Genomic DNA, 26,390 nt, shown 5'->3' with positions numbered 1-26,390 from the left:
GACTTAACGATAAGTACCGACTCAACGATAAACTGTGGCCAAATCCTTTGTAAGGTGGCCGCATTTTAACCTTTGTTTGATACGGATCACAATCCTAGTAGCGCTTAATCTTAGTGATGATTATTAATAGTTGAAAATTAAGCAATCTAGAAAAAAGGCTACTCAATCTGAGTAGCCTTTAACTTTACAAAATAAGTGTGCGAATATCACTTAGAATGCTGGAAAGCGTGACACTGAATCGTGCAGCCATCGCGCCATCAATCACACGGTGATCGTATGACAACGACAACGGCAACATCAACTTAGGCTCGAACTCTTTACCATTCCACTTAGGCTTAATCTCAGACTTAGACACCCCCAAGATGGCAACGTCAGGGTAGTTAACGATTGGCGTAAACGCCGTGCCGCCAATACCACCAAGACTTGAAATAGTAAAACAGCTACCCTGCATATCAGCCGCTTTCAGCTTGCCGTCACGCGCCTTAACAGAGATCTCCGTTAACTCACGTGATAGCTCTACGATGCCTTTCTTATCGACATCACGTACCACTGGCACCATCAATCCATTTGGCGTATCAACCGCAACACCAATATGGAAGTATTTCTTCTGGATGAGTGATTCACCATCGGCACTCAAGCTTGAATTAAACACTGGGAATTCAGCCAAGGTTTTAGCCACCGCTTTCATCATAAAGACTAAAGGCGTGATCTTATAATCCGCTTTCTTCTTTGCAGCGACGGCATTTTGATCCTTGCGGAATGCTTCAAGCTCAGTGATATCAGCTTCATCAAACTGCGTCACATGTGGGATGGTTACCCAGTTGCGATGTAAGTTTGGACCAGAGATCTTCTGAATACGACTGAGTGGCACTTCTTCAACTTCACCAAACTTAGCAAAATCGACTTTTGGTGCAGCAATCACACTCAATCCACCTGCGCCACCTGCAACGGCTGTTGCAGCAGAGGCTTTAGGACGACTGAGCTCATACTTGATAAATGCCTGTACGTCTTCCTTAAGAATACGTCCTTTACGACCCGTACCTTTTACCAAAGTAAGATCTGCACCAAACTCACGTGCTAAACGACGTACTGCAGGTGAAGCATGTACGGCACCGGTTTTAGGCTGACTGCCCGCACTTGGATGATGCGGCACAGGCGGCTTGTTTGCCGAGGCCGCTTGAGCAACGGGTGCTGGCGCAACAGGAGCTGGAGTGCTTGTTGCAGGAGCTGCCACAACCGGTGCTGCAGGAGCAGCATCGCTAACTTCAAGCATCAATACCAGTGAACCCATCGATACCTTGTCGCCAACGGCAACTTTAAGTTCTTTAACGATACCCGCCGAAGGTGCTGGCACCTCCATGGTCGCTTTATCTGTCTCAAGAGTAATTAAGCCAGTATCGGCATCAATCTTGTCGCCCACGGCAACTAAGACTTCAATCACATCGACATCACTTGCATCACCAATATCTGGCACGCTAACTTCAATCACCTGAGTTGTGCTTGCAACCGAAGCCGCTGGCGCTTCTTCTGGTGCTGGAGCCTGAGCGGCAACAGGAGCCTGAACGGCGTCAGGGGCAGCTGGTGTAGACTCTACCTCAGTAGGAGCTTGTGCCCCCGCTGCAGACATCATGGCGATAAGTGTACCTTCTGAAACCGTATCACCTACCGCAACTTTAAGTTCGCTCAATACGCCAGCAAAAGGTGCAGGGATATCCATCGTCGCCTTATCACTTTCAACCGTGATAATTGACTCTTCAGCGGCAAGCGTGTCGCCGACCGCAGCACAGATCTCAATAACCTGAACTTCATCGCCACCGATATCAGGAATCAAAACTTCTTTTAATTCAGCCATTTTGTTTCCCCTTTACGCGTACTGTGGGTTGATCTTGTCAACGTCGATACCATACTCTTTGATAGCTTTAGTTAGCACATCAACAGGTAGCTCGTTACGATCAACAAGGGCTTTAAGTGAAGCGATAACGATAAACTTAGCGTCAACCTCAAAGTGATGACGTAGGTTCTCGCGGCTGTCTGAACGACCGAAACCATCAGTACCTAGTACTTTATAGTCAGTGGGTACGTAGGCACGTAGCTGCTCGCCGTAAATCTTCATGTAGTCTGTTGCAACAATCGCTGGCGCATCGCTAGCAAGCACTTGGGTAATATAAGGTACTTTTGCTGTTTCAGTTGGGTGTAACATGTTGTAACGCTCTGCCGCTTGGCCGTCACGCGTTAACTCGTTAAAGCTGGTTACACTGTAAACATCTGCGGTAATGCCAAAGTCTTTAGACAGTGCAACCGCAGCCTTACGAACTTGCTCTAAAATCGTACCGCTACCCATTAGCTGTACCGAGCCTTTACCACTACCTTTAAGGGTTTCAAGCTTGTAGATACCTTTAACGATACCCTCTTCAGCCCCTTCAGGCATTGCGGGTTGTTCGTAGTTCTCATTCATCGTTGTTAGGTAGTAGAAAACATCTTCCTGCTCACCGTACATACGACGAATACCGTCTTGAACTACAACGGCAATTTCGTAGCCGTAAGTGGGGTCGTAAGAGATACAGTTTGGAATGGTGTTAGCCAAAATATGACTGTGACCATCTTGATGCTGCAGACCTTCACCGTTCAACGTTGTACGACCTGAAGTACCACCAACCATAAAGCCGCGAGCACGCATATCGCCAGCGGCCCAAGCCATATCGCCAATACGCTGGAAACCAAACATTGAGTAGTAGATATAAAACGGGATCATCGGCGTGTCGTTAACTGAATAACTAGTTGCCGCAGCAACCCAGGATGACATTGCGCCTAGCTCGTTGATACCTTCTTGCAGAACCTGACCACTCTTATCTTCGCGATAGTAAGCGACCTGATCTGAATCTTGTGGTACGTACTTTTGTCCTTCATGGGCATAGATCCCCACTTGGCGGAATAAGCCTTCCATACCAAAGGTACGCGCCTCATCCGGGATAATAGGTACAATCTGTTTGCCAATCTTCTTGTCTTTTAGCAATGCGGTAAGAATACGCACAAACGCCATTGTACTTGAGATCTCACGACCATTTGAGCCCTTGAGTATTGAATCAAAGATCTTCAGTGATGGAACTTCAAGCTCTTGTGAGAACTTTGCACGACGAGCAGGTATCATGCCGTGTAACTCTGCACGGCGAGCCTTAAGGTACTGCACCTCTTCCGAGTCTGCACCTGGATGATAGAAAGGAATATCTTCTAACTGTTCATCACTAATTGGGATATTGAAACGATCGCGGAAGTATCTAAGTGACTCAATGCCCATCTTCTTCACGTTGTGAGCGATGTTCTTGCCCTCACCCGCATCCCCCATGCCATAACCTTTTACCGTTTTAGCGAGGATAACCGTTGGACGACCTTTAGTGTTCTTAGCATGCTGAAGTGCCGCAAAGATCTTAACAGGATCGTGACCGCCACGGTTTAGACGCCAGATGTCATCATCTGACATATTGGCAACCATCTCAGCCGTTTCTGGGTACTTACCAAAGAAGTGCTCACGAGTATAAGCGCCGCCCTTAGCCTTACAGTTTTGGTATTCACCATCGACGGTTTCTTCCATCAACTGCAGTAACTTACCGCTAGTGTCGCGAGCAAGTAGTGGATCCCAGTAACGACCCCAAATCACTTTAACCGCTTCCCAGCCTGCGCCGCGGAATTCGCCTTCAAGCTCTTGAATAATCTTACCGTTACCACGTACCGGACCGTCAAGACGCTGTAAGTTACAGTTAACGATGAAGCAAAGGTTATCTAGCTCTTCACGTGCTGCAAGGCCGATTGCGCCTAAGGCTTCAGGCTCATCACACTCACCGTCGCCTAAGAAGCAGTAAACCGTTTGCTCAGAGCAATCTTTGATCCCACGGTCAGTCAGGTACTTAAGGAAGCGTGCTTGATAGATAGCTTGTATCGGACCCAGACCCATAGATACCGTAGGGAACTGCCAGTAATCTGGCATCAACTTAGGGTGTGGGTATGATGATAGACCTTTACCATCGACCTCTTGACGGAAGTTGTTCATCTGGTCTTCGGTGATACGCCCCTCAAGGAAAGAGCGAGAGTAGATCCCCGGAGCAATATGTCCTTGGAAGTAAACCAAGTCGCCGCCATCTTTTTCATTTGGACCGCGGAAGAAATGGTTAAAACAGACGTCATAAATGGTTGCACTCGATGCAAAGCTTGAGATGTGACCACCTAGCTCTAGATCTTTCTTAGAACCACGCAAAACCATAGCCAAGGCATTCCAACGAACGATAGCGCGAATACGACGCTCCATCTCTTGGTTGCCAGGCATATGTGGCTCTTGGCCCGCAGGGATTGTGTTTAAGTAAGCGGTCGTCGCTTTATAAGGTAGGTGAGTACCATTACGACGTGCTTTATCAATCAACTTCTCCAGTAGGTAGTGCGCGCGCTCAGGGCCTTCTTGCTCTAATACCGCTTGCAGTGAATCTACCCATTCCTGAGTTTCTAGTGGATCTAAATCTTGTAGCATATGTTCAGACATGACGCTGTCCTTCCCTATATACAATAGTTGTAATAATTAATGGTCATAGCTTTGCTAACCCATGGTCTAAACACCACTTTTTAAGCGGCGCAGACTACGTTGCAATCGGCTATCTTCTTCCCTCACAGACAACATGACTTCTTCAATGTAACTTAAGTGTTCATTGGAAGCTTCGCGTGCTGCTTCAGGATCTCGACGAATAATGGCGGCCAGCAGTGCTCGCCGGTGATCATTTGCCGTAGTAGAGGCCTCTTCGCGTCGGCTTAGAAGCTCTAAGTTTTGTGTCACGTTTTTATGCAGCACTGGAGATAAACTTAATACTAGATGCAGCATAGCCACGTTATGTGATGCTTCTGCGACTGCACGGTAAAAGCGCACAATGGCATTAGCTTGCGCTTCGACATCTTTCGCGGCTTCAACCTCAAGGATCGTACGCTTGATATTTTGCATATCAGCATCGGTACCACGAAGTGCTGCAAAGTACGCCATCATGCCTTCAGTGGCATGACGAAACTCCAGTAAGTCATACTGACTTTCAGAGTCTGAGTGCATAAGTTCAACGATTGGATCGGCAAGACTTTGCCAAAGCTGTTCTTTTACATAGGTGCCACCACCTTGACGACGCATCAACAAACCTTTTGCTTCAAGCTTTTGGATCGCTTCCCGCAAAGAAGGTCGGGAGACTTCAAACTGCAACGCTAACTCGCGTTCAGGGGGAAGCTTCTGCCCGGGTTGAATACTGCCTTCCAAGATCATCTGTTCTAACTGTCCCATGATGACGTCGGATATTTTTGGCTGGTTTATTTTGCTATAAGCCATATGGGCCTCAGCTCCTATTGTAAATTGGTCTTACCAATTTAATTGACTGGGCGCACTTTATCAAATCACACTTTGGATGTCCAGCAAGTGATCCAAGTCAAATCTACTCACAATGTGTGAGCATAACCGATTTTTCACTGTAGGGGTCAGACCAATGTGCCAACCTTGATAATTAGCGCGTTGATAATAATTATTATAAGCAATTAAACATGGAGAGATTTTTAGTAAATGAATATGGATAGAATAAATCATGCGATTAACAAAAAACAAATTAATCGCACAATAATCGAACATCCGAACGGTGTAAAACTATTTTTTGATTAGCAATTATTTTCTCTTGTGCCCCTGCAATTTACCTACTAACTCACTACGCCAAATATGGTCATTAGCGACAGTACAGTAATGAGTAAGATGAAGTTACGCTTACTCAGTTGCAGTAATGCGATAGTCGACTGCAAACAAATGGGTGCAGACGAGGATTCAGGCAATGTCTCGGCAGCAACGGCGACATGAGTAATCATGTCACGAGCTGAAGATTTAGGGTTCAGCGCAAGGGGGAGCCAAGTAGAGATAGCCAATCTGAAGTGGCCACTCAGCACATAACCAAATGAAAACAGTCTGCTTGGGAGCCAATCTAAAACAAAGAGCAAGCTATCCACGACTGGAAGCGACACCTCACTCTTACGGCTCTGCTCACTATAGAAACGCACAGTACAATAAAGCACGGCACCAACAGGCCCCAATATAATGAGGTAAAGCGCGATAGCACCATAGTAACGGTAATTAATCCACGCCACACTTTGACCGACCTTCTCCCCCAACTCTTTTTCATTTACCGAATCTAGACATTGACTCGAGTCCAACTCGTTTGCGTAATGAAAACAGGCTTGTGGATCGGCCCGGCAAGCAGCTTGTATATAACTTTTAAACGCCTGCCTTTGAGCGTTATGGCTAAAGCACAACACAGCTATCGCGACCCATAGGGCTAGGCTAATAGATCCCCACAATAGGCCTGATACCAGCCACGACAAGAGATAGACTATTGCAGCCGGGAGCAAAATAGCCAATGTCACCATAGATAACGATTGCTTCTGCTGCTCATTAACCAGCGGCTTATGATACTTAGACAGCAAGGCATCAAACTGCCAAGCATTAGGTAAAAGTCGTAATCGCTCAACCAAAATTGCGACTAATAACGCAAATAAAGCCATAATTTTCACCTTAATATTAACTCGCTATAGCTGAATGCTTACAGCTTACTGCATGGTGCTTACTACAATAGTGCATTGTCAGATATAGCGCCCAATTTACAACGCAGCTTTATAGCGCTGCCAATCAAAACTATTACCGGGATCTGTTTTTCGCCCCGGTGCAATATCACTGTGACCTGTAATTCGTGTCGACGTAATTTCAGGATAGTGGATCATCAAACTCTTAGTCAGCTCAATCAAGCTTTGATACTGCAGATCTGGATAAGTAAGGCTATCCGTGCCTTCAAGTTCAATACCAATCGAAAAATCATTGCAATTGCTACGACGTTCAAATTCAGATACGCCTGCGTGCCAAGCCCTATCATCACAACAAACATACTGCACCAGCTCGCCATCACGGCGGATCAAGAAATGTGCAGAAACGGCTAAGCCTTGTAATGCCTTAAAGCTCTTGTCGGCCTCAATATCTAAACAACCTTGAAATAACTGGTCGATATAAGGCTCACCGAAACACCCCGCAGGCAAACTGATATTATGGATAACCAACAAACTCACTTCATTATCTGGTCTTATATTAAAATGCGGAGAGGGACAAAATCGAGCCTGAGTCACCCAGCCATCAAGTAAAGTCAGTGACAAAAGAGCGTTCCTAAAGCAAAAATATTGAACTTACTTTAGCAGTTTTAACCCTATGAATATAGTCACGCTTTTGAGATTTATCATCCTAAAAATACAAACAATTCCAGAGCATAGGCTGCAATATTGCTAACTCTTCCCCCAAAGCTTTATGTTAAGATTAAAACCACTATTAAAGCGTGTCCCATGTATACCTCAGTTATAACGTCAGTTATGACCTCAGTTATAAGCCAGTAAGGATTGCCCACCATGCTTGAAAATGATATTCGACTCTCAGTCAAAGCCGCCTTGGACGAAGATTTAGGCCACCAAGATACCAAGTCGACTCTAAGTTCAACTCAGAGATCCAACGCAGACATCACCGCACAGCTTATTTCTGCCGATAAAACGGCGCAAGCCACATTGATCACTCGTGAGGAAGGCGTTTTTTGTGGAAAAGCCTGGGCAGAACAGGTCTTTAACCAGTTAGGTGGTGAAGTTGCTCTACACTGGCATGTTGATGACGGCGACTTAGTCCTGCCTAACCAACTACTTTGTGAACTCGAGGGCCCCGCTAGAGCGATCCTAACCGGTGAGCGCACGGCGATGAACTTTATCCAAACATTATCGGGTGTTGCCACGCTCACCAAGCATTATGTGGATAAGCTAGCGGGAACACATACCCGCCTGCTAGATACCCGTAAGACAATCCCTGGCCTGCGTACAGCGCAAAAGTATGCGGTTTCTTGCGGTGGCGGCCAAAATCATCGTATAGGTTTGTACGATGCATTTTTAATTAAAGAAAATCACATCATGGCCTGTGGCGGCATAGCCAAAGCCATTGAAGCAGCCAGAGCGTTACACGCAGATAAGCTCGTCGAAGTTGAAGTCGAGAACCTGAATGAGTTAAAACAGGCGCTCGATGCCCAGTCTGATATCGTGATGCTAGATAACTTCGACATCACTATGATGATAGAGGCCGTTGAGCTTAACAACAGCTATAAAACCAAAGGGCAAGGCGTGAAGCTAGAAGTCTCAGGTGATGTGACCATAGACACGATTGCTAACTTTGCCAAAACAGGTGTCGACTATATTTCTGTTGGCGCGTTAACTAAACATGTACGCGCACTGGATCTCTCATTAAGGCTTAAGTAACACGTAAGCCTTATTAGCATCATAAGTCTAGCCCAAATAAGAGTCTAAAGTGTCAACTTATCTCAGGACGGCACTTATCTCAGGACGAGACAAAGGCTAAAACAAGAAAGGTTAAGCGAAATGCTTGGCCTTTTTTAGCCGTCATTAGAACCCAATCAATAAAATAATAAATAAAATAATTGAGCAAAATAATAGAGCAAAAACTCACCACCAAAAAAATGACACTTCAATAACAAGCGTCAATCTTTACAACACAGCCAAACAACCGCTATAACCAAACTACCTACAATTGCTTATTTTTTAGAAAAATTAGTAATTAAACAGCCACTTTCTGGCAAACAACTATTCCATTTCTGTTAACTTTGTACTAACTTGCACTTAGGCGAGATTGCCAGCTTGGTTAACTCGTTATTGATATAGCTTTTAATTTTACTCTGGCTTGAACTTTAAATTTGGTTTTAACGATATTGATTAGAATATTTATTAATCAAACATGAGTAGGCTAATTTAGCTAACCATTTAGTTAGCAATTTAGTTAACAATAACGACGACTGACCTTTAAATTTAACTTTTTATATTTAAGATAGACACGGATACCTTAAGTCGCGCTAAGCGTCACTAAATCATTATGATTATGATTATGGTAGATACCCTTAAACAATTGGTAGTATCAACCTTAGAGTGACCATTAGCACAAGGAGTCGCGACATGCTAGCGCAGGAGCATCGAGCAGGGTTGAAGCACTAGCTTACTGATATAACCGCTTTCTAATGGAGATAGACATGAAAAGCATGATGAAATCAAACATGAATAACGCTAAGGGCTTCACCCTAATTGAATTAATGATCGTAGTTGCGATTATCGGTATTTTGGCAGCGATTGCATTGCCTGCTTATCAGGATTACACAAAGAAAGCTAAATTTGCTGAAGTTGTGACATCTGTTGGTGCAGCAAGATCTGCTGTGGAACTTTGCTTCCAAACAGAAGGGGCGCTGGCAAATTGTGATGCTGGCTATAGAGGTATTCCAGCAGCTGTCGTTACAACTACTTATGAAAACCTCGATACTATGGGGATTGCAAATGGCGTTATTACCGCTGTAGGTACAGCAGGTGTAGATTCAGCTAACTATATAGCAACACCTACAATTGCAGATGGAGAGACAGTACTAACATGGACTGCAACTTCAACAACTACCCCAAGTTGTATAGATAAAGGCTGGTGTTCAGAATTCTAAGAAAGCTTAGATGAAAGGATAACCACAATAAATTTTGGTTATCCTTTCATTACTTTTAAGCGATACAATATTTTATGCCTACAACAGGTCTCCACCTAGGACTATCTACTCTCTTTATTCGCAAAGGATTACTTAGCGAAGAGCAGATCGCATCGGCAATATCCACCTCACGTAAACATAAGACATCGCTCGTCAGCACTATCATCAGCAATAAACTGATCTCAGCACGGGATATCGCCGAGCTCTGCTATGAAGAGTACGGCACACCGCTACTCGACCTCGATGAATTCGATATTGGTTCCATTCCTGAAGAGTTTCTCAATAAGAAGCTGATCGAGAAGCACAAATGCCTGCCGCTATTTAAACGCGGTAACCGCCTCTATATCGCTACATCTGATCCCACCAATATTGCAGCGTTGGAAGACTTTCAATTCAGTGCTGGCCTGCACGCCGAAGCCATTCTGGTTGAAGACGATAAGCTGATTAAGGCACTTGAAACTATTCTTGAAGAGGATATCAGTGCGCTGGATCTCGATGGTATAGACGAAGAATCCCTTGCAGGTATAGAGGTCACCGATACCGATAAGCGTGATGAAGAGGAAAATAGTGGCAAAGATGATGCGCCGATTGTCATCTATATCAATAAAATTCTCACCGATGCCATCCGTAAGGGCGCATCAGACTTGCATTTCGAGCCCTACGAGAAACGCTACCGCATCCGCTTTCGCATCGACGGTATCTTGCATGAAGTCTCCGAACCGCCAGTTAATCTTTCCGGCCGCATCTCGGCGCGCTTAAAGGTGATGTCAAAACTTGATATCGCCGAGCGCCGCGTACCGCAAGATGGTCGTATCAAGATGAAGCTGTCGCGCACCAAGTCCATCGACTTTCGTGTCAGCACCCTGCCCACTATCTGGGGCGAGAAGATAGTAATGCGTATCTTGGACTCGTCTTCGGCGCAATTAGGTATCGAGAAGCTCGGCTATGAGGAAGACCAAAGATTATTGTACGAAGAGATGCTGCAAAAACCTCAGGGGATGATCCTCGTCACCGGCCCTACCGGCTCGGGTAAGACGGTATCGCTTTATACTGGCCTCAATATTCTCAATACCGAAGAGCGCAATATCTCTACCGCCGAAGATCCGGTCGAGATCAACCTCGAAGGGGTCAATCAGGTTCATATTAATTTAAAGGCGGGCTTAACCTTCGCCTCGGCGCTGCGCTCATTCCTACGTCAAGATCCCGATGTGGTGATGGTGGGTGAAATCCGAGACTTGGAGACCGCAGAGATTGCCATCAAGGCGGCGCAAACCGGTCACTTGGTATTGTCGACACTGCACACCAACTCTGCAGCCGAGACTCTGACGCGATTAATCAACATGGGCGTTCCCGGCTATAATATCGCCAGCTCGGTCAACCTGATTATTGCCCAGCGATTATCCAGGCGCCTCTGCCCTAATTGTAAGGCACCGGAAGATATCCCCGCAGCAGAACTACTAAAACTAGGGTTTAACCAACAGCAAGTCGATGCCGGGATCACCCCCCACAAACCTGTAGGCTGCGATCAATGCTCCGGCGGCTATAAAGGCCGAGTCGGTATCTATGAGGTGATGAAGATGTCAGATGAGATAGCCCGAACCATCATGGAGGGCGGCAATTCACTGCAAATTCTTAAGCAAGCCAAACATCAGGGGATGCGCGACCTGCGGGATTCTGGACTGTTAAAGGTGATTCAAGGTGTTACCAGTATCGCTGAAATAAACCGTGTCACCAGTTTTTAGTCCCTCCTATTTTAACGATAACACCATATATCAAAAGGATACCTTATGGCGACGGCAACAATGAAAACTAAAAAGCCCAGTGCCAAGAAAACAAAAAACCAACCCAAAGTCCTCACCTTTCAGTGGAAAGGCACCAATCGCGATGGCGCTAAAACATCTGGCGAGCTAAGAGGCGTATCGAGCGCCGAGATCCGTGCACAACTTAAAGCTCAAGGTGTCGTTCCAAAAAACGTTCGTAAAAAGTCGGCACCGCTGTTTAAGTCAGAGAAAAAAATCAAACCCATGGATATCGCCATGATGACTCGCCAGATAGCCACCATGCTGGCTGCAGGCGTACCTATTGTGACGACTCTCGAGCTGCTTGGTAAAGGCCATGAAAAAGCCAAGATGCGAGAACTACTTGCCACCATCGTCAACGATGTACAATCGGGCATACCTCTCTCTGACTCTTTAAGACCCCATAGAAAATATTTTGATGATCTCTATGTCGATCTGGTCGCAGCGGGTGAACACTCCGGCTCACTGGATGCGGTATTTGACAGAATTGCGACTTACCGAGAAAAATCTGAGGCACTAAAATCAAAAATTAAGAAGGCGATGTTCTACCCCGCCGCCGTGGTTATCGTCGCTATTATGGTAACAGCCTTACTGCTGCTATTTGTCGTTCCCCAGTTTGAGGATATTTTTAACGGCTTTGGCGCAGAACTCCCTGCATTTACACAATTCATCATTAGCATATCTCGCTGGCTACAGGCTTCTTGGTACATCTTTGTGATCGCCATTATCGTTGGCATTTGGAGCTTTAGGCGCGCGCACCTTAATTCACAAAAATTCAGGGATAGGGTGGATGAGTTTGTACTAAAAATACCTGCCATCGGCGATATCTTGCACAAAGGCGCCATGGCACGTTTCGCTCGCACCCTAGCAACCACCTTTGCCGCTGGTGTGCCGTTAATCGATGGTCTAGAGTCGGCAGCAGGCGCATCGGGTAATGCGGTCTATCGTAAAGCTATTTTAAAAATTCGCACCGAAGTGATGTCGGGCATGCAGATGAATGTCGCCATGCGCACCACGGGGTTGTTTCCCGACATGCTGATCCAGATGGTGATGATCGGTGAAGAGTCGGGATCACTTGATAATATGCTCAATAAAGTCGCTAATATCTACGAAATGCAGGTCGATGATGCCGTCGATGGCTTATCAAGCCTAATCGAGCCCGTTATGATGGTGGTTATCGGTACCGTGGTAGGCGGCCTTATTGTGGGTATGTACCTACCTATTTTCGAAATGGGTAATGTAGTAGGATGATGAATCGAAAATCTCAACCGCATTCACCCTAGCGAGCCAATCATAATCTTGGTCGCTTTTAGAATTTAAGAAAAATAATGACTGAACTAATTTCTGTTTTTGGCCAGAATCCTTGGCTTTTTATCGCGTTAAGCTTTGTCTTCGCCGCCGTTATCGGCAGCTTTTTAAATGTAGTGATTCACCGTATGCCGGTGATGATGAAGCGTGATTGGCAGCAAGAGTGTAATCACTACCTCAGTGAATATAAAAAAGAGGTGTTCGATAGCAACAAAAAGCAGCTCGAAGCGCCAATCGATGCTTTCCCTGAAAAGTACAACCTGGTCGTGCCGGGTTCTGCCTGCCCAAAGTGTAAAGCCAATATCAAGGCGGTACACAACCTGCCGATCCTAGGTTGGTTAATGCTTAAGGGCAAATGCGCCACATGTAGCACAAAAATCTCACCTCGTTACCCTATTGTCGAGCTTATCACAGGCGCTTTAGTCGCCTTCTTAGCCTGGCACTTTGGTCCAACCTTAGAGTTTGCGCTAACCAGTTTACTGACTTTTTGTCTTGTTGCCTTAACAGGCATAGATCTAGACGAGATGTTATTACCCGACCAAATTACCCTGCCGTTATTATGGCTGGGGCTTATCATTAACTTGAGTGGCACCTTTGCGACCACATCCGATGCCTTAATTGGCGCCGCAGCAGGTTACTTGAGCCTATGGAGCGTTTTCTGGCTGTTCAAGCTGCTAACGGGTAAGGATGGTATGGGTTATGGTGACTTCAAGCTGCTAGCGGTATTTGGTGCTTGGTTTGGCTGGCAAGTGTTACCGCTGGTTATCTTACTTTCATCACTTGTTGGCGCCGTAGTGGGTATCGCACTTATCGTTTTCAAGAAATTAAACCACGGTAACCCGATTCCGTTTGGGCCATATATCGCAGCCGCAGGCTGGATTGCCATGATCTGGGGTGAGAGTATTACCAATTGGTACCTGTCTACCCTATAAAGGCCATTTAAGGAATTAAGGAACAGCGATGGCTGACTATATAGTTGGACTAACAGGTGGCATTGGTAGCGGTAAAACCACCGTTGCCAACCTTTTTGCAAGACTTGGCATCACTCTGGTTGATGCCGATATCATCTCCCGCGATGTGGTAGCTAAAGGCTCTACAGGCCTTAGTGAGATTGTTAAGCACTTCGGTAATACTGTTCTATTGAGTGACGGCAATTTAAATCGCTCAATGCTAAGGGAAAAGATTTTTGAGGAAGATAGCGAGCGTGTCTGGCTAAACAATCTATTACACCCGATGATTAGAGAAACCATGCTTCAACAGTGCAAACAAGCACAATCAAGCTATGTAATTATGATTGTGCCCTTGCTATTTGAGAACGGGTTAGATAGTTTAGTAGATCGAACGCTCTTGGTGGATATTTCGCCGGACCTGCAGCAACAAAGAACCATAAGCAGAGATACCGTTAGCGCTCAACAAGTTAAAAATATAATAGGCAGTCAGGCTTCAAGAGCTGAGAAACTGTCAAAAGCTGATGATGTCATAGACAATCAAGGAGAGATATCGGCGTTAAAGTGCAAGGTAGAAGCACTACATAACTTTTATTTAAAATTATCCAGTAATTCTTGAATAACGCCATGACTGAATTGATCTATGAACAGCCTTTGAACGAAAAAACTCGTAGCTACCTGCGCCTAGAATACTTGGCACAACAGCTACAGGCTAACCTAGATCAAGATCATCAGCACCGTTGTTTTTACCCTCTCTTCTCTTTATGCGAACTCACCGAGCGTTGTGATTACCGTGGCGAAGTCATCAAGGACTTAGATAGACAACTATTTGCATTATCAAAATGGCAATCACTGCCTTCAATAAATGATGAGCAAGTTGAACTATATATCTCAAAATTAAGTACTTGCAGAGACATATTACAAGCCTCTCAACGGCCCGGCCACGAGTTAAAGCAAGATCGTTTCCTATCAGCCCTAAGGCAAAGGTTCAATATGCCCGGTGCCAGTTGTAATTTCGACTTGCCACAGCTCCATTACTGGTTAGCTAAACCTTGGGAAGTTCGCCAGAGTGAATATCAAGATTGGGTAGGCCACTTTGCGAGCTTACTTGCACCTGTAAATTTACTTCTAGATTTAACCAGACAGACAACGGAATACCAAGTAAAACAGGCAAGCGGGGGCTTTTATCAAGGTAGTAGTGAGCAGGCCTTATCTCTAATACGAGTCAAGCTCTCAGCGGAGCAAGGCTGTTATCCAACCATAAGCGGCCATAGAAACCGCTACGCAATCCACTTTGTACAGTTTGATCAACAGAAACATTCTGACCAAGCTATCGAATTCGAGTTGGCAACCTGCAGCTAACACTTTAAAATCTACTAATACACTTTTAAGCGTCAGCCCCCTAACTGACAAGGTTCATTATGTCTTTAACCGTAAAATGCCCAACATGCCAAGCACCTGTAACTTGGAGTGCTGACTCTGAATTTAAGCCTTTTTGCAGTGAGCGTTGTAAACTGATCGATCTTGGAGATTGGGCGTCAGAGAAAAATGTTATTCCAGTCAAATCTGAGTTCGATCCTGAGATGCTAGATCAATTAGGTTATGATGAAGCCGATTTTTTCCTTGATGAAAATCCTTTTAAGGATGACAAAAACCAATGAGCCAGCAAATTCATGTTGCCGTTGGTGTTATTCAAGACTCAGATAATCGAATCCTCATAGCGAAACGCCCAGAACACCTTCACCAAGGAGGAAAGTGGGAATTCCCAGGTGGTAAAGTTGAAGATTCAGAAACGACCTCTCAGGCGCTAATCAGAGAGCTTAAAGAGGAAGTAAACCTAGATGTCGTAGAAACTTTTCCTCTAATGGAAATCCACCATGACTATGGTGATAAACAAGTCTTCTTAGATATCCATTGGGTGACCAATTTTAGCGGCGAAGCAAAAGGCCTTGAGGGCCAACAAGTCAGCTGGGTTGAGAAAGCACAACTCCGGCAGTACGAGTTCCCAGAAGCCAATAAAGCTATTTTAGAAAAAATCCTCGGCTAACAAACAGCCTTGAGCCATAAACAGCCCTGAGCCACAAAAGTGGCTCTGCTTTACCCTATGGTCAGCAATAGCCATAATCATCCCTCTACAGGTTCTAGCGTCCCACTCTAATGCTCTAGCTCATTCTTTTTCTTAATCTGTAATACCAATTGCATTAAGTATCTGTTCATTCAGTGGGAAGCGCTCAAGCATTCCACTTCTGCTTTGCATCGACTCATAAGGGAATAACCATTCTTTCGTCCATACGCCTTGAATTGAAAAGCTTGAGCGCTTCTGAATTGATTAAATATTTAATGCAATTGGTATAGGATATAGCGAGTGCTATAAACAACCTAAATGGTTTAGCCAAGCGCTTATACTAAAAAAGCCTATTGCGTTAGCAACGGGCTTTATCGATTCTCTTTCGAGAATCCTGTTTTGTCTTCACTTTTACAAAAGTGAAATAAAAGTGGCGCCTGGAAATGACCGAATCGGTTCGCGCAGCAAACACATGGGGGTGAAAGTAGGGCGTTTTGAATACGCAGTATTCAGCCTTGCTTGAACGCGGAGAAGCTTGTCTTCGTAGCCGGGGACCCCGCTCAGCGGCGGGTCGACATCGGGAGTAGGCATTGCACGTACGTGCTTAAGTGGAAAACCACCTGCCTACATTGAAATTGGCTGTGGAAAGCAACGTTGGAGGCTTATAAAACCCAAACGCAAAAAAGCCACCTTAATAAGGTGGCTTTTTCACTACTCTTAACGAGTAAAATAGGCGTCTGGAAATGACCTACTCTCACATGGGGAGACCCCACACTACCATCGGCGATATTGCGTTTCACTTCTGAGTTCGGAATGGATTCAGGTGGTGCCACAACTCTATGGTTTCCAGACAAATTCTGCTTTACTTTCAGTTTTTAAAAAACTAAAGGTAAAAAAGTTTGAAAAGCTGTTACTCGCCGGAGCAAGTAAACTGAAATTAAGTTTTGAGTTCGAACACACATTAAGTGTCACTCTTTTCAGAGTTTGTTCTAATTTTGATGATGTAAAAACATCAGTCTCATAAAACCCATCAGGGTTGTATGGTTAAGCCTCACGAGTCATTAGTACAAGTTAGCTCAACGCCTCACAACGCTTACACACCTTGCCTATCAACGTCCTAGTCTCGAACGGCTCTTTAGAGGAATTAAATTCCTAGGGATGACTCATCTTAGGACTCGCTTCCCGCTTAGATGCTTTCAGCGGTTATCGATTCCGAACGTAGCTACCGGGCAATGCTATTGGCATAACAACCCGAACACCAGCGGTTCGTCCACTCCGGTCCTCTCGTACTAGGAGCAGCTTCCTTCAATCATCCAACGCCCACGGCAGATAGGGACCGAACTGTCTCACGACGTTCTGAACCCAGCTCGCGTACCACTTTAAATGGCGAACAGCCATACCCTTGGGACCGACTTCAGCCCCAGGATGTGATGAGCCGACATCGAGGTGCCAAACACCGCCGTCGATATGAACTCTTGGGCGGTATCAGCCTGTTATCCCCGGAGTACCTTTTATCCGTTGAGCGATGGCCCTTCCATACAGAACCACCGGATCACTATGACCTACTTTCGTACCTGCTCGACGTGTATGTCTCGCAGTTAAGCTGGCTTATGCCATTGCACTAACCGTACGATGTCCGACCGTACTTAGCCAACCTTCGTGCTCCTCCGTTACTCTTTGGGAGGAGACCGCCCCAGTCAAACTACCCACCAGGCACTGTCCCGAACCCCGATTCAGGGGCCGCGGTTAGAACATCAAAACTACAAGGGTGGTATTTCAAGATTGACTCCACTCCATCTAGCGACGAAGCTTCAAAGTCTCCCACCTATCCTACACATGTAGGTTCAATGTTCAGTGCCAAGCTATAGTAAAGGTTCACGGGGTCTTTCCGTCTAGCCGCGGGTATACGGCATCTTCACCGCAATTTCAACTTCACTGAGTCTCGGCTGGAGACAGCGTGGCCATCATTACGCCATTCGTGCAGGTCGGAACTTACCCGACAAGGAATTTCGCTACCTTAGGACCGTTATAGTTACGGCCGCCGTTTACCGGGGCTTCGATCATGAGCTTCTCCGAAGATAACCCAATCAATTAACCTTCCGGCACCGGGCAGGCGTCATACCGTATACTTCCTCTTGCGAGTTTGCACAGTACTGTGTTTTTGATAAACAGTTGCAGCCACCTGGTATCTGCGACTCTCGGCAGCTTAGGGAGCAAGTCCCATCACCACTAAGAGCGTACCTTCTCCCGAAGTTACGGTACCATTTTGCCTAGTTCCTTCAGCCGAGTTCTCTCAAGCGCCTTAGTATTCTCTACCCGACCACCTGTGTCGGTTTGGGGTACGATTCCTACTAACCTGAAGCTTAGAAGATTTTCCTGGAAGCATGGCATCAACTACTTCATCACCTTAGTGACTCGTCATCAGTTCTCAGCCTTAAGTACACCCGGATTTGCCTAAGTGTACAGCCTACAACCTTAAACGCGGACAACCAACGCCGCGCTAGCCTAGCCTTCTCCGTCTCTCCATCGCAGTTAGCAGAAGTACGGGAATATTAACCCGTTTCCCATCGACTACGCCTTTCGGCCTCGCCTTAGGGGTCGACTCACCCTGCCCCGATTAACGTTGGACAGGAACCCTTGGTCTTTCGGCGAGGGGGTTTTTCACCCCCTTTATCGTTACTCATGTCAGCATTCGCACTTCTGATACCTCCAGCGTGGGTTACCCCTTCACCTTCAACGGCTTACAGAACGCTCCTCTACCGCACTAGTGCAAGCACTAGTACCCATAGCTTCGGTGTATTGCTTAGCCCCGTTAAATCTTCCGCGCAGGCCGACTCGACTAGTGAGCTATTACGCTTTCTTTAAATGATGGCTGCTTCTAAGCCAACATCCTAGCTGTCTAAGCCTTCCCACATCGTTTCCCACTTAGCAATAACTTTGGGACCTTAGCTGATGGTCTGGGTTGTTTCCCTTTTCACGACGGACGTTAGCACCCGCCGTGTGTCTCCCGTATAGTACTCATTGGTATTCGGAGTTTGCAAAGGGTTGGTAAGTCGGGATGACCCCCTAGCCTTAACAGTGCTCTACCCCCAATGGTATTCGTACGAGGCGCTACCTAAATAGCTTTCGAGGAGAACCAGATATCTCCCGGTTTGATTGGCCTTTCACCCCCAGCCACAAGTCATCACCGCATTTTTCAACATACGTGTGTTCGGTCCTCCAATTGATGTTACTCAATCTTCAACCTGCCCATGGCTAGATCACCGGGTTTCGGGTCTACACCTTGCAACTAAACGCGCAGTTAACACTCGGTTTCCCTACGGCTCCGCTATTCGCTTAACCTTGCTACAAAATGTAAGTCGCTGACCCATTATACAAAAGGTACGCAGTCACGGTCTCAAGAACCGCTCCCACTGCTTGTACGTATACGGTTTCAGGTTCTATTTCACTCCCCTCACAGGGGTTCTTTTCGCCTTTCCCTCACGGTACTGGTTCACTATCGGTCAGTCAGGAGTATTTAGCCTTGGAGGATGGTCCCCCCATGTTCAAACAGGATGTCACGTGTCCCGTCCTACTCGTTTTCACGTAAAGTTAGTTTTCATGTACGGGGCTATCACCCTGTGCCGCTGTGCTTTCCAACACATTCCACTAACACCCTCTACGCTTAAGGGCTAATCCCCGTTCGCTCGCCGCTACTAGGGGAATCTCGGTTGATTTCTTTTCCTCCGGGTACTTAGATGTTTCAGTTCCCCGGGTTCGCCTCACTACACTATGTATTCATGTAGTGATACATGCTTATGCATGTGGGTTTCCCCATTCGGACATCGTTAGCTCAAATGCTTGTTACTAGCTCGCCAACGCTTTTCGCAAGTTACTACGTCCTTCATCGCCTCTGACTGCCAAGGCATCCACCATATACGCTTAGTCACTTAACCATACAACCCAAATAAGTCTCTATGAGATATACTCGTTGTCTTGAGCGGGTAAGCTCAACACAGCCGTACTGTAACTAATGGTTTCTACTTTCGCCAAAATTAGAATTTTTATCTCATCACTCAACAACTTAATGTTAAACAACGAGCTAAGACACTTAATGTTAAGTGTTTATAGAACTCAATTTTTTAATTTCGCGCTAATCCTATAAATAACAACACGATAAATCGTAGTCGTTATCCCTTTCAGATTAACACTATCAGCTTTCCAAATTTTTAAAGAGCGGGCTTAAAAAAGCCAAAGATAAATTCTGCATTTATCTTTGGCATCTCTTACCTGTGCATATGTCTTACTCTTATTGAAGAGAAAGATGTAAATGGTGGAGCTATGCGGGATCGAACCGCAGACCTCCTGCGTGCAAGGCAGGCGCTCTCCCAGCTGAGCTATAGCCCCATTTACATGCAGTCAAACAAATTTACGTTAAAACAAAATCTTTCTTTAGGAGAAAATAAAGATTTTGGTGGGTCAGAGTGGACTTGAACCACCGACCTCACCCTTATCAGGGGTGCGCTCTAACCAGCTGAGCTACAGACCCAACGTAATTTGCTCTTTCTTTACGACAAGCATATCTGTGTGAACACTCAACAACTATCAAGTTAGTCGTATAGGTAAGGAGGTGATCCAGCCCCAGGTTCCCCTAGGGCTACCTTGTTACGACTTCACCCCAGTCATGAACCACACCGTGGTAAACGCCCTCCCGAAGGTTAAGCTATCTACTTCTGGTGCAGCCCACTCCCATGGTGTGACGGGCGGTGTGTACAAGGCCCGGGAACGTATTCACCGTAGCATTCTGATCTACGATTACTAGCGATTCCGACTTCACGGAGTCGAGTTGCAGACTCCGATCCGGACTACGACCGGCTTTGTGAGATTAGCTCCACCTCGCGGCTTCGCAACCCTCTGTACCGACCATTGTAGCACGTGTGTAGCCCTACTCGTAAGGGCCATGATGACTTGACGTCGTCCCCACCTTCCTCCGGTTTATCACCGGCAGTCTCCCTAAAGTTCCCACCATTACGTGCTGGCAAATAAGGATAAGGGTTGCGCTCGTTGCGGGACTTAACCCAACATTTCACAACACGAGCTGACGACAGCCATGCAGCACCTGTCTCAGAGTTCCCGAAGGCACTAAGCTATCTCTAGCGAATTCTCTGGATGTCAAGAGTAGGTAAGGTTCTTCGCGTTGCATCGAATTAAACCACATGCTCCACCGCTTGTGCGGGCCCCCGTCAATTCATTTGAGTTTTAACCTTGCGGCCGTACTCCCCAGGCGGTCTACTTAATGCGTTAGCTTGAGAGCCCAGTGTTCAAGACACCAAACTCCGAGTAGACATCGTTTACGGCGTGGACTACCAGGGTATCTAATCCTGTTTGCTCCCCACGCTTTCGTACCTGAGCGTCAGTCTTTGTCCAGGGGGCCGCCTTCGCCACCGGTATTCCTTCAGATCTCTACGCATTTCACCGCTACACCTGAAATTCTACCCCCCTCTACAAGACTCTAGTTTGCCAGTTCAAAATGCAGTTCCCAGGTTGAGCCCGGGGCTTTCACATCTTGCTTAACAAACCGCCTGCGTACGCTTTACGCCCAGTAATTCCGATTAACGCTTGCACCCCTCGTATTACCGCGGCTGCTGGCACGAAGTTAGCCGGTGCTTCTTCTGCGAGTAACGTCACACCCAAACGCTATTAACGCTTGAGCTTTCCTCCTCGCTGAAAGTGCTTTACAACCCGAAGGCCTTCTTCACACACGCGGCATGGCTGCATCAGGCTTTCGCCCATTGTGCAATATTCCCCACTGCTGCCTCCCGTAGGAGTCTGGACCGTGTCTCAGTTCCAGTGTGGCTGATCATCCTCTCAGACCAGCTAGGGATCGTCGCCTTGGTGAGCCATTACCCCACCAACTAGCTAATCCCACCTAGGTTCATCCAATCGCGGAAGGCCCGAAGGTCCCCTCCTTTCCCCCGTAGGGCGTATGCGGTATTAGCAGTCGTTTCCAACTGTTATCCCCCTCGACTGGGCAGATACCTAGGCATTACTCACCCGTCCGCCGCTCGTCACCTCAGGAGCAAGCTCCCTTGTGTTACCGCTCGACTTGCATGTGTTAGGCCTGCCGCCAGCGTTCAATCTGAGCCATGATCAAACTCTTCAATTAAAGTTTTTTTGCTTCTTCCACCTTACAAGTAAGGCTAAATCAGCGGCTCAACGAATTCTGTATTACATATTGCTATGAACACTCATTCATTAAGTAATTTTTTGATTGCCTCGTGAGAGGCAATTTCGAATAACTTAATCTCTGTGAGTGTCCACACAGATTTGCTTGTCATATTGTTAAAGAGCGGTGCTAATCCTATTAAGAACAAGTCTTTCAGTTAGCAGCCTAAGACGCTAGGTCGTTGGCTTGAGGAGGCGTATTCTACACTCTCCAGTGGCGGCGTCAAGCGCTTATTTTAAGAAGTTTTTCAAGCGCTGATTTCTTAAGCAGAAGTCAAAACCCGAAGCTCTTAAAGCGTTTGTCACCTGAGGCTAATCTCCGTAGAGGTTAATCTCTCTAACACTGTTTGCTTGGCTAGTTGCCTGCTTCACCGTGTCAGTGGGGTCGCATTATAGGGAGATTCGAAAAGAGCGCAAGTGCTTTTTCATTAATTTCTCGTCTTTTTTCAATGTTTTTAATTAGACACAACTTAATCACCAGTTACTCTCAGAGTTATCCACAGCTATCTTCAAAAGAGCCTGTTTTTCGCACTTTAAAGCGGTTCAAACTCATTTCCTAAATATCGCTAATACTCTTAATACATAACCTCTAGTCACTCTTCAGCGTATAAGTCCGCAATAACCTAGCCAATATATATAGCTTAACTTTCTTTAAACTGCCAATGAGCTCTGTAATAGCTAATTTCACTAAATTCAATTTCGAGCAATAAAAAAGGGCGACTCAATGAGTCACCCTTTTCTTCAGTATACATTTGCTATATTAGCTAAGCTTGCCATGGCATTGCTTGTACTTCTTACCAGAACCACAAGGGCATGGATCGTTACGGCCAATTTTCTCACCGTCACGTACTGTAGGCTGAGTGGCCGCTAATGCTGCACTTTCCTCTGCACCAACTAACGCTTCAGCTTCTGCATGTTGATAGTCACGACGGATCTTTGCATCTTCTTGACGGCGACGCTCTTCCATCTCTTCAACATCAGATTGAGCCTGTACCTGTACTTTAGACAAGATACTAATCACATCATGCTTTAGTGATTCAAGCATCTGCTGGAACAGCTCAAACGATTCACGCTTATATTCTTGCTTTGGATTCTTCTGTGCATAGCCACGTAAGTGGATACCTTGACGTAAATGATCCATCGCAGAAAGGTGCTCTTTCCACAGGCCATCTAGCGTTTGCAGCATTACTGCTTTTTCGAATTGACGTAGAACTTGCTCGCCTACCATCTCTTCTTTGGCTTTATATGCATTAACCCAAGTATCAACGATACGCTCACGTAATGTTTCTTCGTGTAGGTCGTCTTCTTTATCTAACCACTCTTGGATAGGTAAGCTCATTGCATATTCTTGCTTAAGACGCTGCTCTAGGCCTTCTATGTCCCAAAGCTCTTCTACAGACTGGCGTGGGATATACTGATCGACTAGACCATTAACCACATCTTCCTGAATATTGGTAATCGTATCTTGGATGCTATCAGCATCCATCAGCTCGTTACGCTGCGCATAAACTACCTGACGTTGGTCGTTAGCAACATCGTCAAACTCAAGTAACTGCTTACGAATGTCAAAGTTACGCGCCTCAACTTTACGTTGTGCGTTTTCGATAGCGCGTGACACCCATGGATGCTCAATCGCTTCACCTTCTTCCATACCTAGCTTCTTCATCATTGAAGACACACGGTCAGAAGCAAAGATACGCATTAAGCTATCTTCCATAGATAGATAGAAACGAGATGAACCGGCATCACCTTGACGACCAGAACGACCACGTAACTGGTTATCGATACGGCGAGATTCGTGACGCTCAGTACCTAAAATATGTAAACCACCTGCGCCAACCACTTCATCGTGACGAATTTGCCAGTCAGCCTTGATCTTAGCTTTCTGCTCAGTTGTCGGATTAGCTAACACTTCAATTTCCATGTTCCAGTTACCGCCTAACACGATATCTGTACCACGACCTGCCATGTTAGTTGCAACCGTTACCGCACCGGTTCGACCCGCTTGAGCAACAATATCCGCTTCACGTTCGTGGAACTTAGCGTTCAAGATCTCATGCGGGATCTTTTCTTTCTTCAGTAAGCTGTGTAACAGTTCCGATTGTTCAATCGAAACTGTACCGACCAATACGGGTTGTCCACGTTCACGGCAGCCAACGATATCTTTAACGATAGCGGCATACTTCTCTTCAGCTGTAAGATAAACCAGATCCGCATGATCCTTACGAACCATCGGACGGTTAGTCGGAACAACAACGGTATCAAGTCCGTAAATGTGCTGGAATTCGAACGCTTCAGTGTCAGCAGTACCTGTCATACCGGCAAGCTTTTCATACTGACGGAAGAAATTCTGGAAAGTAATCGATGCCAAAGTTTGGTTTTCATTTTGAATATGAACCCCTTCTTTAGCTTCTACCGCTTGATGCAGACCTTCTGACCAACGACGACCAGGCATTGTACGACCAGTATGTTCATCAACAATAACTACTTCGTTATCTTGAACGATGTAGTCTACGTCTTTTTCAAACAGGGTATGCGCGCGTAGTGCTGCGTTCACATGATGTAATAAAGAGATGTTAGCCGCTGAATAGAGTGAGTCACCTTCGGCTAGCATGCCGCGCTCAGTCAATAAGACTTCAACCTTCTCTTGACCACGTTCGGTCATGTGTACTTGCTTTGACTTCTCATCGACAGAGTAATCACCTACACCAATCTCATCTTCAGTATCTTCTTTATCTTGCGCGATAAGGTTAGGGATCAGCGTATTAATCTTGATGTATAGCTCAGAGCTATCTTCGGCAGCACCAGAAATAATTAGCGGCGTACGCGCTTCATCGATAAGAATCGAGTCGACTTCATCGATTAGAGCATAGTGAAGTGGACGCTGTACGCGCTCACTTGGCGAGAACGCCATGTTGTCACGTAGGTAATCAAAACCGAATTCGTTGTTAGTACCGTAGGTAATATCTGCATCATAGGCCGCTTTCTTTTCGACTTGACCAAGACCCGCAACGTTAATACCAACGGTTAAACCAAGGAATTCAAAAAGAGGACGGTTATTTTCAGCGTCACGTCCAGCAAGGTAATCGTTCACTGTGATGACGTGTACGCCTTTACCCGTTAGACCATTTAGATAAGCTGGCAAAGTTGCCGTAAGGGTTTTACCTTCACCAGTACGCATTTCTGCAATACGGTTACTATCCAGAATCATGCCACCAATAAGCTGCACATCGAAGTGACGCATCTCAAATACACGCTTCGATGCTTCACGCACTGTAGCAAATGCTTCAGGCAACACGCCTTCTAATGTTTCACCACCGTCTAAACGCTCGCGGAAGTGGAGCGTTTTTGCTTTTAATTCTTCATCAGATAGCTTTTCGTACTCGGCTTCTAGTGCGTTAATTTTAGTAACGACTTTACCAAATGCTTTAAGTGTACGATCGTTGCGACTACCAAATACTTTTGTCAGTAATTTACCAAACATCTGAACCACTTCTATGTTGTTGGCCAAGTCCCTTTGAGAGCCTGAAAGCCTATTTTATGATTAACCTGCCTTTCGGTAGACATACTTTTGCGGATCGATCTGCTGTCCACCGCGCAACACTTCATAGTGTACATGAGGCCCTGTTGAGCGCCCAGTACTTCCCATCACAGCGATTTTATCGCCTTTAGCGACCACATCGCCCACATTTACTGACAAAGCTTTATTATGACCATAACGAGTACTCAGACCATTTCCATGATCAATTTCGACTAACTCACCATAACCAAACATCTTGTCCGCCCATGTAACTACGCCACCAGCTGTCGCGATTACATCGACGCCCTCTTTTCCGGCGAAGTCGATGCCTTTATGCATCGTTCTTTTACCGTTGAAAGGATCATTACGTAAACCATAGGGCGAGGATAACCAACCTTTGTGGATTGGTCGCCCAGATATATAACGTTCTTCATCTATATGGAGATTAGATGCTACCGTTTCAAGTAGTGAAAGCTGAACATTATTATTATCTATTCGAGACACCAGCTTATCCATATCTGCGATAAGCTGATCGAGTTCGATGTTAGTACCTAAATCACTGATACCACCAACACCGACTTCTGAAGAGAAATCAAATTGATCTTCTAATTGATTATTGAGAGCAACTTGCTGACCCAGCACTTCTAAGCGTGTGAGTTTAGCTTGCATACGAGCGACATGGGCAACCAACATCGAAAGTTGAGTTTCTGTCGCACTCTTTAGCGCGATCAACTCATCTTTTTGTTCTTCACGAGCCATACGCTCGCCATCGACAGTAGCTTGTTGCTGTGTAAGTTGCTTAGCATTGTGCTGATAAAGACCCGTACCTGCTGCAATAAGCAGAATCGGCAATAGCAACCAACGCTTTCCTGGCTGCCAGCGTGTGGCACCATTTCGACCTTGAATAAAAACTGTTACACTCATAGCCTAATTAAGCCATTTTAT

Annotated in this window: 16 protein-coding genes, 2 tRNA genes and 3 rRNA genes; 9 read left to right on the top strand and 12 right to left on the bottom strand. The window is 45.9% G+C overall.

All coding sequences use genetic code 11. The annotated features are described in order from the left end of the window. Positions 1-184 precede the first annotated feature (184 nt). The 5 genes from aceF to ampD all read right to left on the bottom strand — a co-directional run bounded on the left by aceF (position 185) and on the right by ampD (position 7,197). The gene (gene aceF, locus SHAL_RS02430) at positions 185-1,852 is read right to left on the bottom strand and encodes a dihydrolipoyllysine-residue acetyltransferase (protein ID WP_012275606.1); all 1,668 of its coding nucleotides are present in this window, start codon (positions 1,850-1,852) and stop codon (positions 185-187) included. Positions 1,853-1,864: 12 nt separating this feature from the next. Further along, positions 1,865-4,528 carry a pyruvate dehydrogenase (acetyl-transferring), homodimeric type gene (gene aceE / locus SHAL_RS02425; protein WP_012275605.1) on the bottom strand — a complete coding sequence of 888 codons (2,664 nt, stop codon included), beginning with the start codon at positions 4,526-4,528 and terminating at the stop codon, positions 1,865-1,867. Positions 4,529-4,594: 66 nt separating this feature from the next. Beyond that, positions 4,595-5,347 (bottom strand): pyruvate dehydrogenase complex transcriptional repressor PdhR, encoded by a 753-nt coding sequence (gene pdhR, locus SHAL_RS02420; protein ID WP_012275604.1) that lies wholly within the window; start codon positions 5,345-5,347, stop codon positions 4,595-4,597. A gap of 359 nt (positions 5,348-5,706) precedes the next feature. Beyond that, positions 5,707-6,558 carry a beta-lactamase regulator AmpE gene (ampE, locus tag SHAL_RS02415; RefSeq protein WP_012275603.1) on the bottom strand — a complete coding sequence of 284 codons (852 nt, stop codon included), beginning with the start codon at positions 6,556-6,558 and terminating at the stop codon, positions 5,707-5,709. A 96-nt stretch (positions 6,559-6,654) separates the two neighbouring features. Further along, positions 6,655-7,197 (bottom strand): 1,6-anhydro-N-acetylmuramyl-L-alanine amidase AmpD, encoded by a 543-nt coding sequence (gene ampD / locus SHAL_RS02410; RefSeq protein WP_012275602.1) that lies wholly within the window; start codon positions 7,195-7,197, stop codon positions 6,655-6,657. A 246-nt stretch (positions 7,198-7,443) separates the two neighbouring features. Here ampD and nadC point away from each other — a divergent pair, with 246 nt between their 5' ends. From nadC to mutT, 9 genes are all read left to right on the top strand, one after another. Continuing rightward, positions 7,444-8,328 (top strand): carboxylating nicotinate-nucleotide diphosphorylase, encoded by an 885-nt coding sequence (gene nadC / locus SHAL_RS02405; RefSeq protein WP_012275601.1) that lies wholly within the window; start codon positions 7,444-7,446, stop codon positions 8,326-8,328. A 782-nt stretch (positions 8,329-9,110) separates the two neighbouring features. Continuing rightward, a complete protein-coding gene (locus SHAL_RS02400; RefSeq protein ID WP_012275600.1) occupies positions 9,111-9,563 on the top strand; it encodes a pilin in 453 nt (150 codons plus the stop codon). A 74-nt stretch (positions 9,564-9,637) separates the two neighbouring features. Beyond that, positions 9,638-11,344: a type IV-A pilus assembly ATPase PilB gene (gene pilB / locus SHAL_RS02395; protein ID WP_012275599.1), complete on the top strand. Its 1,707-nt coding sequence runs from the start codon at positions 9,638-9,640 to the stop codon at positions 11,342-11,344. Between the two features lie 45 nt (positions 11,345-11,389). Beyond that, a complete protein-coding gene (locus SHAL_RS02390; RefSeq protein ID WP_012275598.1) occupies positions 11,390-12,652 on the top strand; it encodes a type II secretion system F family protein in 1,263 nt (420 codons plus the stop codon). A 77-nt stretch (positions 12,653-12,729) separates the two neighbouring features. Beyond that, entirely contained in the window at positions 12,730-13,641 is a 912-nt protein-coding gene (locus tag SHAL_RS02385; RefSeq protein ID WP_012275597.1) for a prepilin peptidase, read from the top strand. A 28-nt stretch (positions 13,642-13,669) separates the two neighbouring features. Continuing rightward, positions 13,670-14,275, top strand: coding sequence for a dephospho-CoA kinase (gene coaE / locus SHAL_RS02380; RefSeq protein ID WP_012275596.1), 606 nt, complete (start codon positions 13,670-13,672; stop codon positions 14,273-14,275). A gap of 8 nt (positions 14,276-14,283) precedes the next feature. Beyond that, positions 14,284-15,018: a cell division protein ZapD gene (gene zapD / locus SHAL_RS02375; RefSeq protein WP_012275595.1), complete on the top strand. Its 735-nt coding sequence runs from the start codon at positions 14,284-14,286 to the stop codon at positions 15,016-15,018. Between the two features lie 59 nt (positions 15,019-15,077). After that, positions 15,078-15,317: a DNA gyrase inhibitor YacG gene (yacG, locus tag SHAL_RS02370; protein ID WP_012275594.1), complete on the top strand. Its 240-nt coding sequence runs from the start codon at positions 15,078-15,080 to the stop codon at positions 15,315-15,317. Continuing rightward, positions 15,314-15,703, top strand: coding sequence for an 8-oxo-dGTP diphosphatase MutT (gene mutT, locus SHAL_RS02365; protein ID WP_012275593.1), 390 nt, complete (start codon positions 15,314-15,316; stop codon positions 15,701-15,703). Before yacG ends, mutT begins: the two co-directional genes overlap by 4 nt. A 753-nt stretch (positions 15,704-16,456) precedes the next feature. On the opposite strand, the gene rrf is transcribed toward mutT, so the two are convergent. From rrf to SHAL_RS02330, 7 genes are all read right to left on the bottom strand, one after another. Further along, positions 16,457-16,572 (bottom strand): 5S ribosomal RNA (gene rrf / locus SHAL_RS02360). 189 nt (positions 16,573-16,761) lie between these two features. Further along, positions 16,762-19,656, bottom strand: a 23S ribosomal RNA gene (locus tag SHAL_RS02355). Positions 19,657-20,031: 375 nt separating this feature from the next. After that, positions 20,032-20,107: transfer RNA gene (locus tag SHAL_RS02350), tRNA-Ala, on the bottom strand. A gap of 65 nt (positions 20,108-20,172) precedes the next feature. Next, positions 20,173-20,249 (bottom strand) — tRNA-Ile (locus SHAL_RS02345). Between the two features lie 74 nt (positions 20,250-20,323). Beyond that, positions 20,324-21,866: ribosomal RNA gene (locus SHAL_RS02340) — 16S ribosomal RNA — on the bottom strand. The 16S, 23S and 5S rRNA genes sit together here with 2 tRNA genes alongside, the layout of an rRNA operon. A gap of 819 nt (positions 21,867-22,685) precedes the next feature. Continuing rightward, a complete protein-coding gene (gene secA, locus SHAL_RS02335; RefSeq protein ID WP_012275592.1) occupies positions 22,686-25,409 on the bottom strand; it encodes a preprotein translocase subunit SecA in 2,724 nt (907 codons plus the stop codon). Between the two features lie 60 nt (positions 25,410-25,469). Next, entirely contained in the window at positions 25,470-26,369 is a 900-nt protein-coding gene (locus SHAL_RS02330; protein WP_012275591.1) for a M23 family metallopeptidase, read from the bottom strand. Between the last annotated feature and the right edge of the window lie 21 nt (positions 26,370-26,390).

The organism is Shewanella halifaxensis HAW-EB4, from assembly GCF_000019185.1.
In the GTDB taxonomy this organism is placed as follows: Bacteria; Pseudomonadota; Gammaproteobacteria; order Enterobacterales; family Shewanellaceae; genus Shewanella; species Shewanella halifaxensis.
Note: the sequence above shows the minus strand (reverse complement) of the source record. Positions and strands in the feature narration are given on the sequence as shown.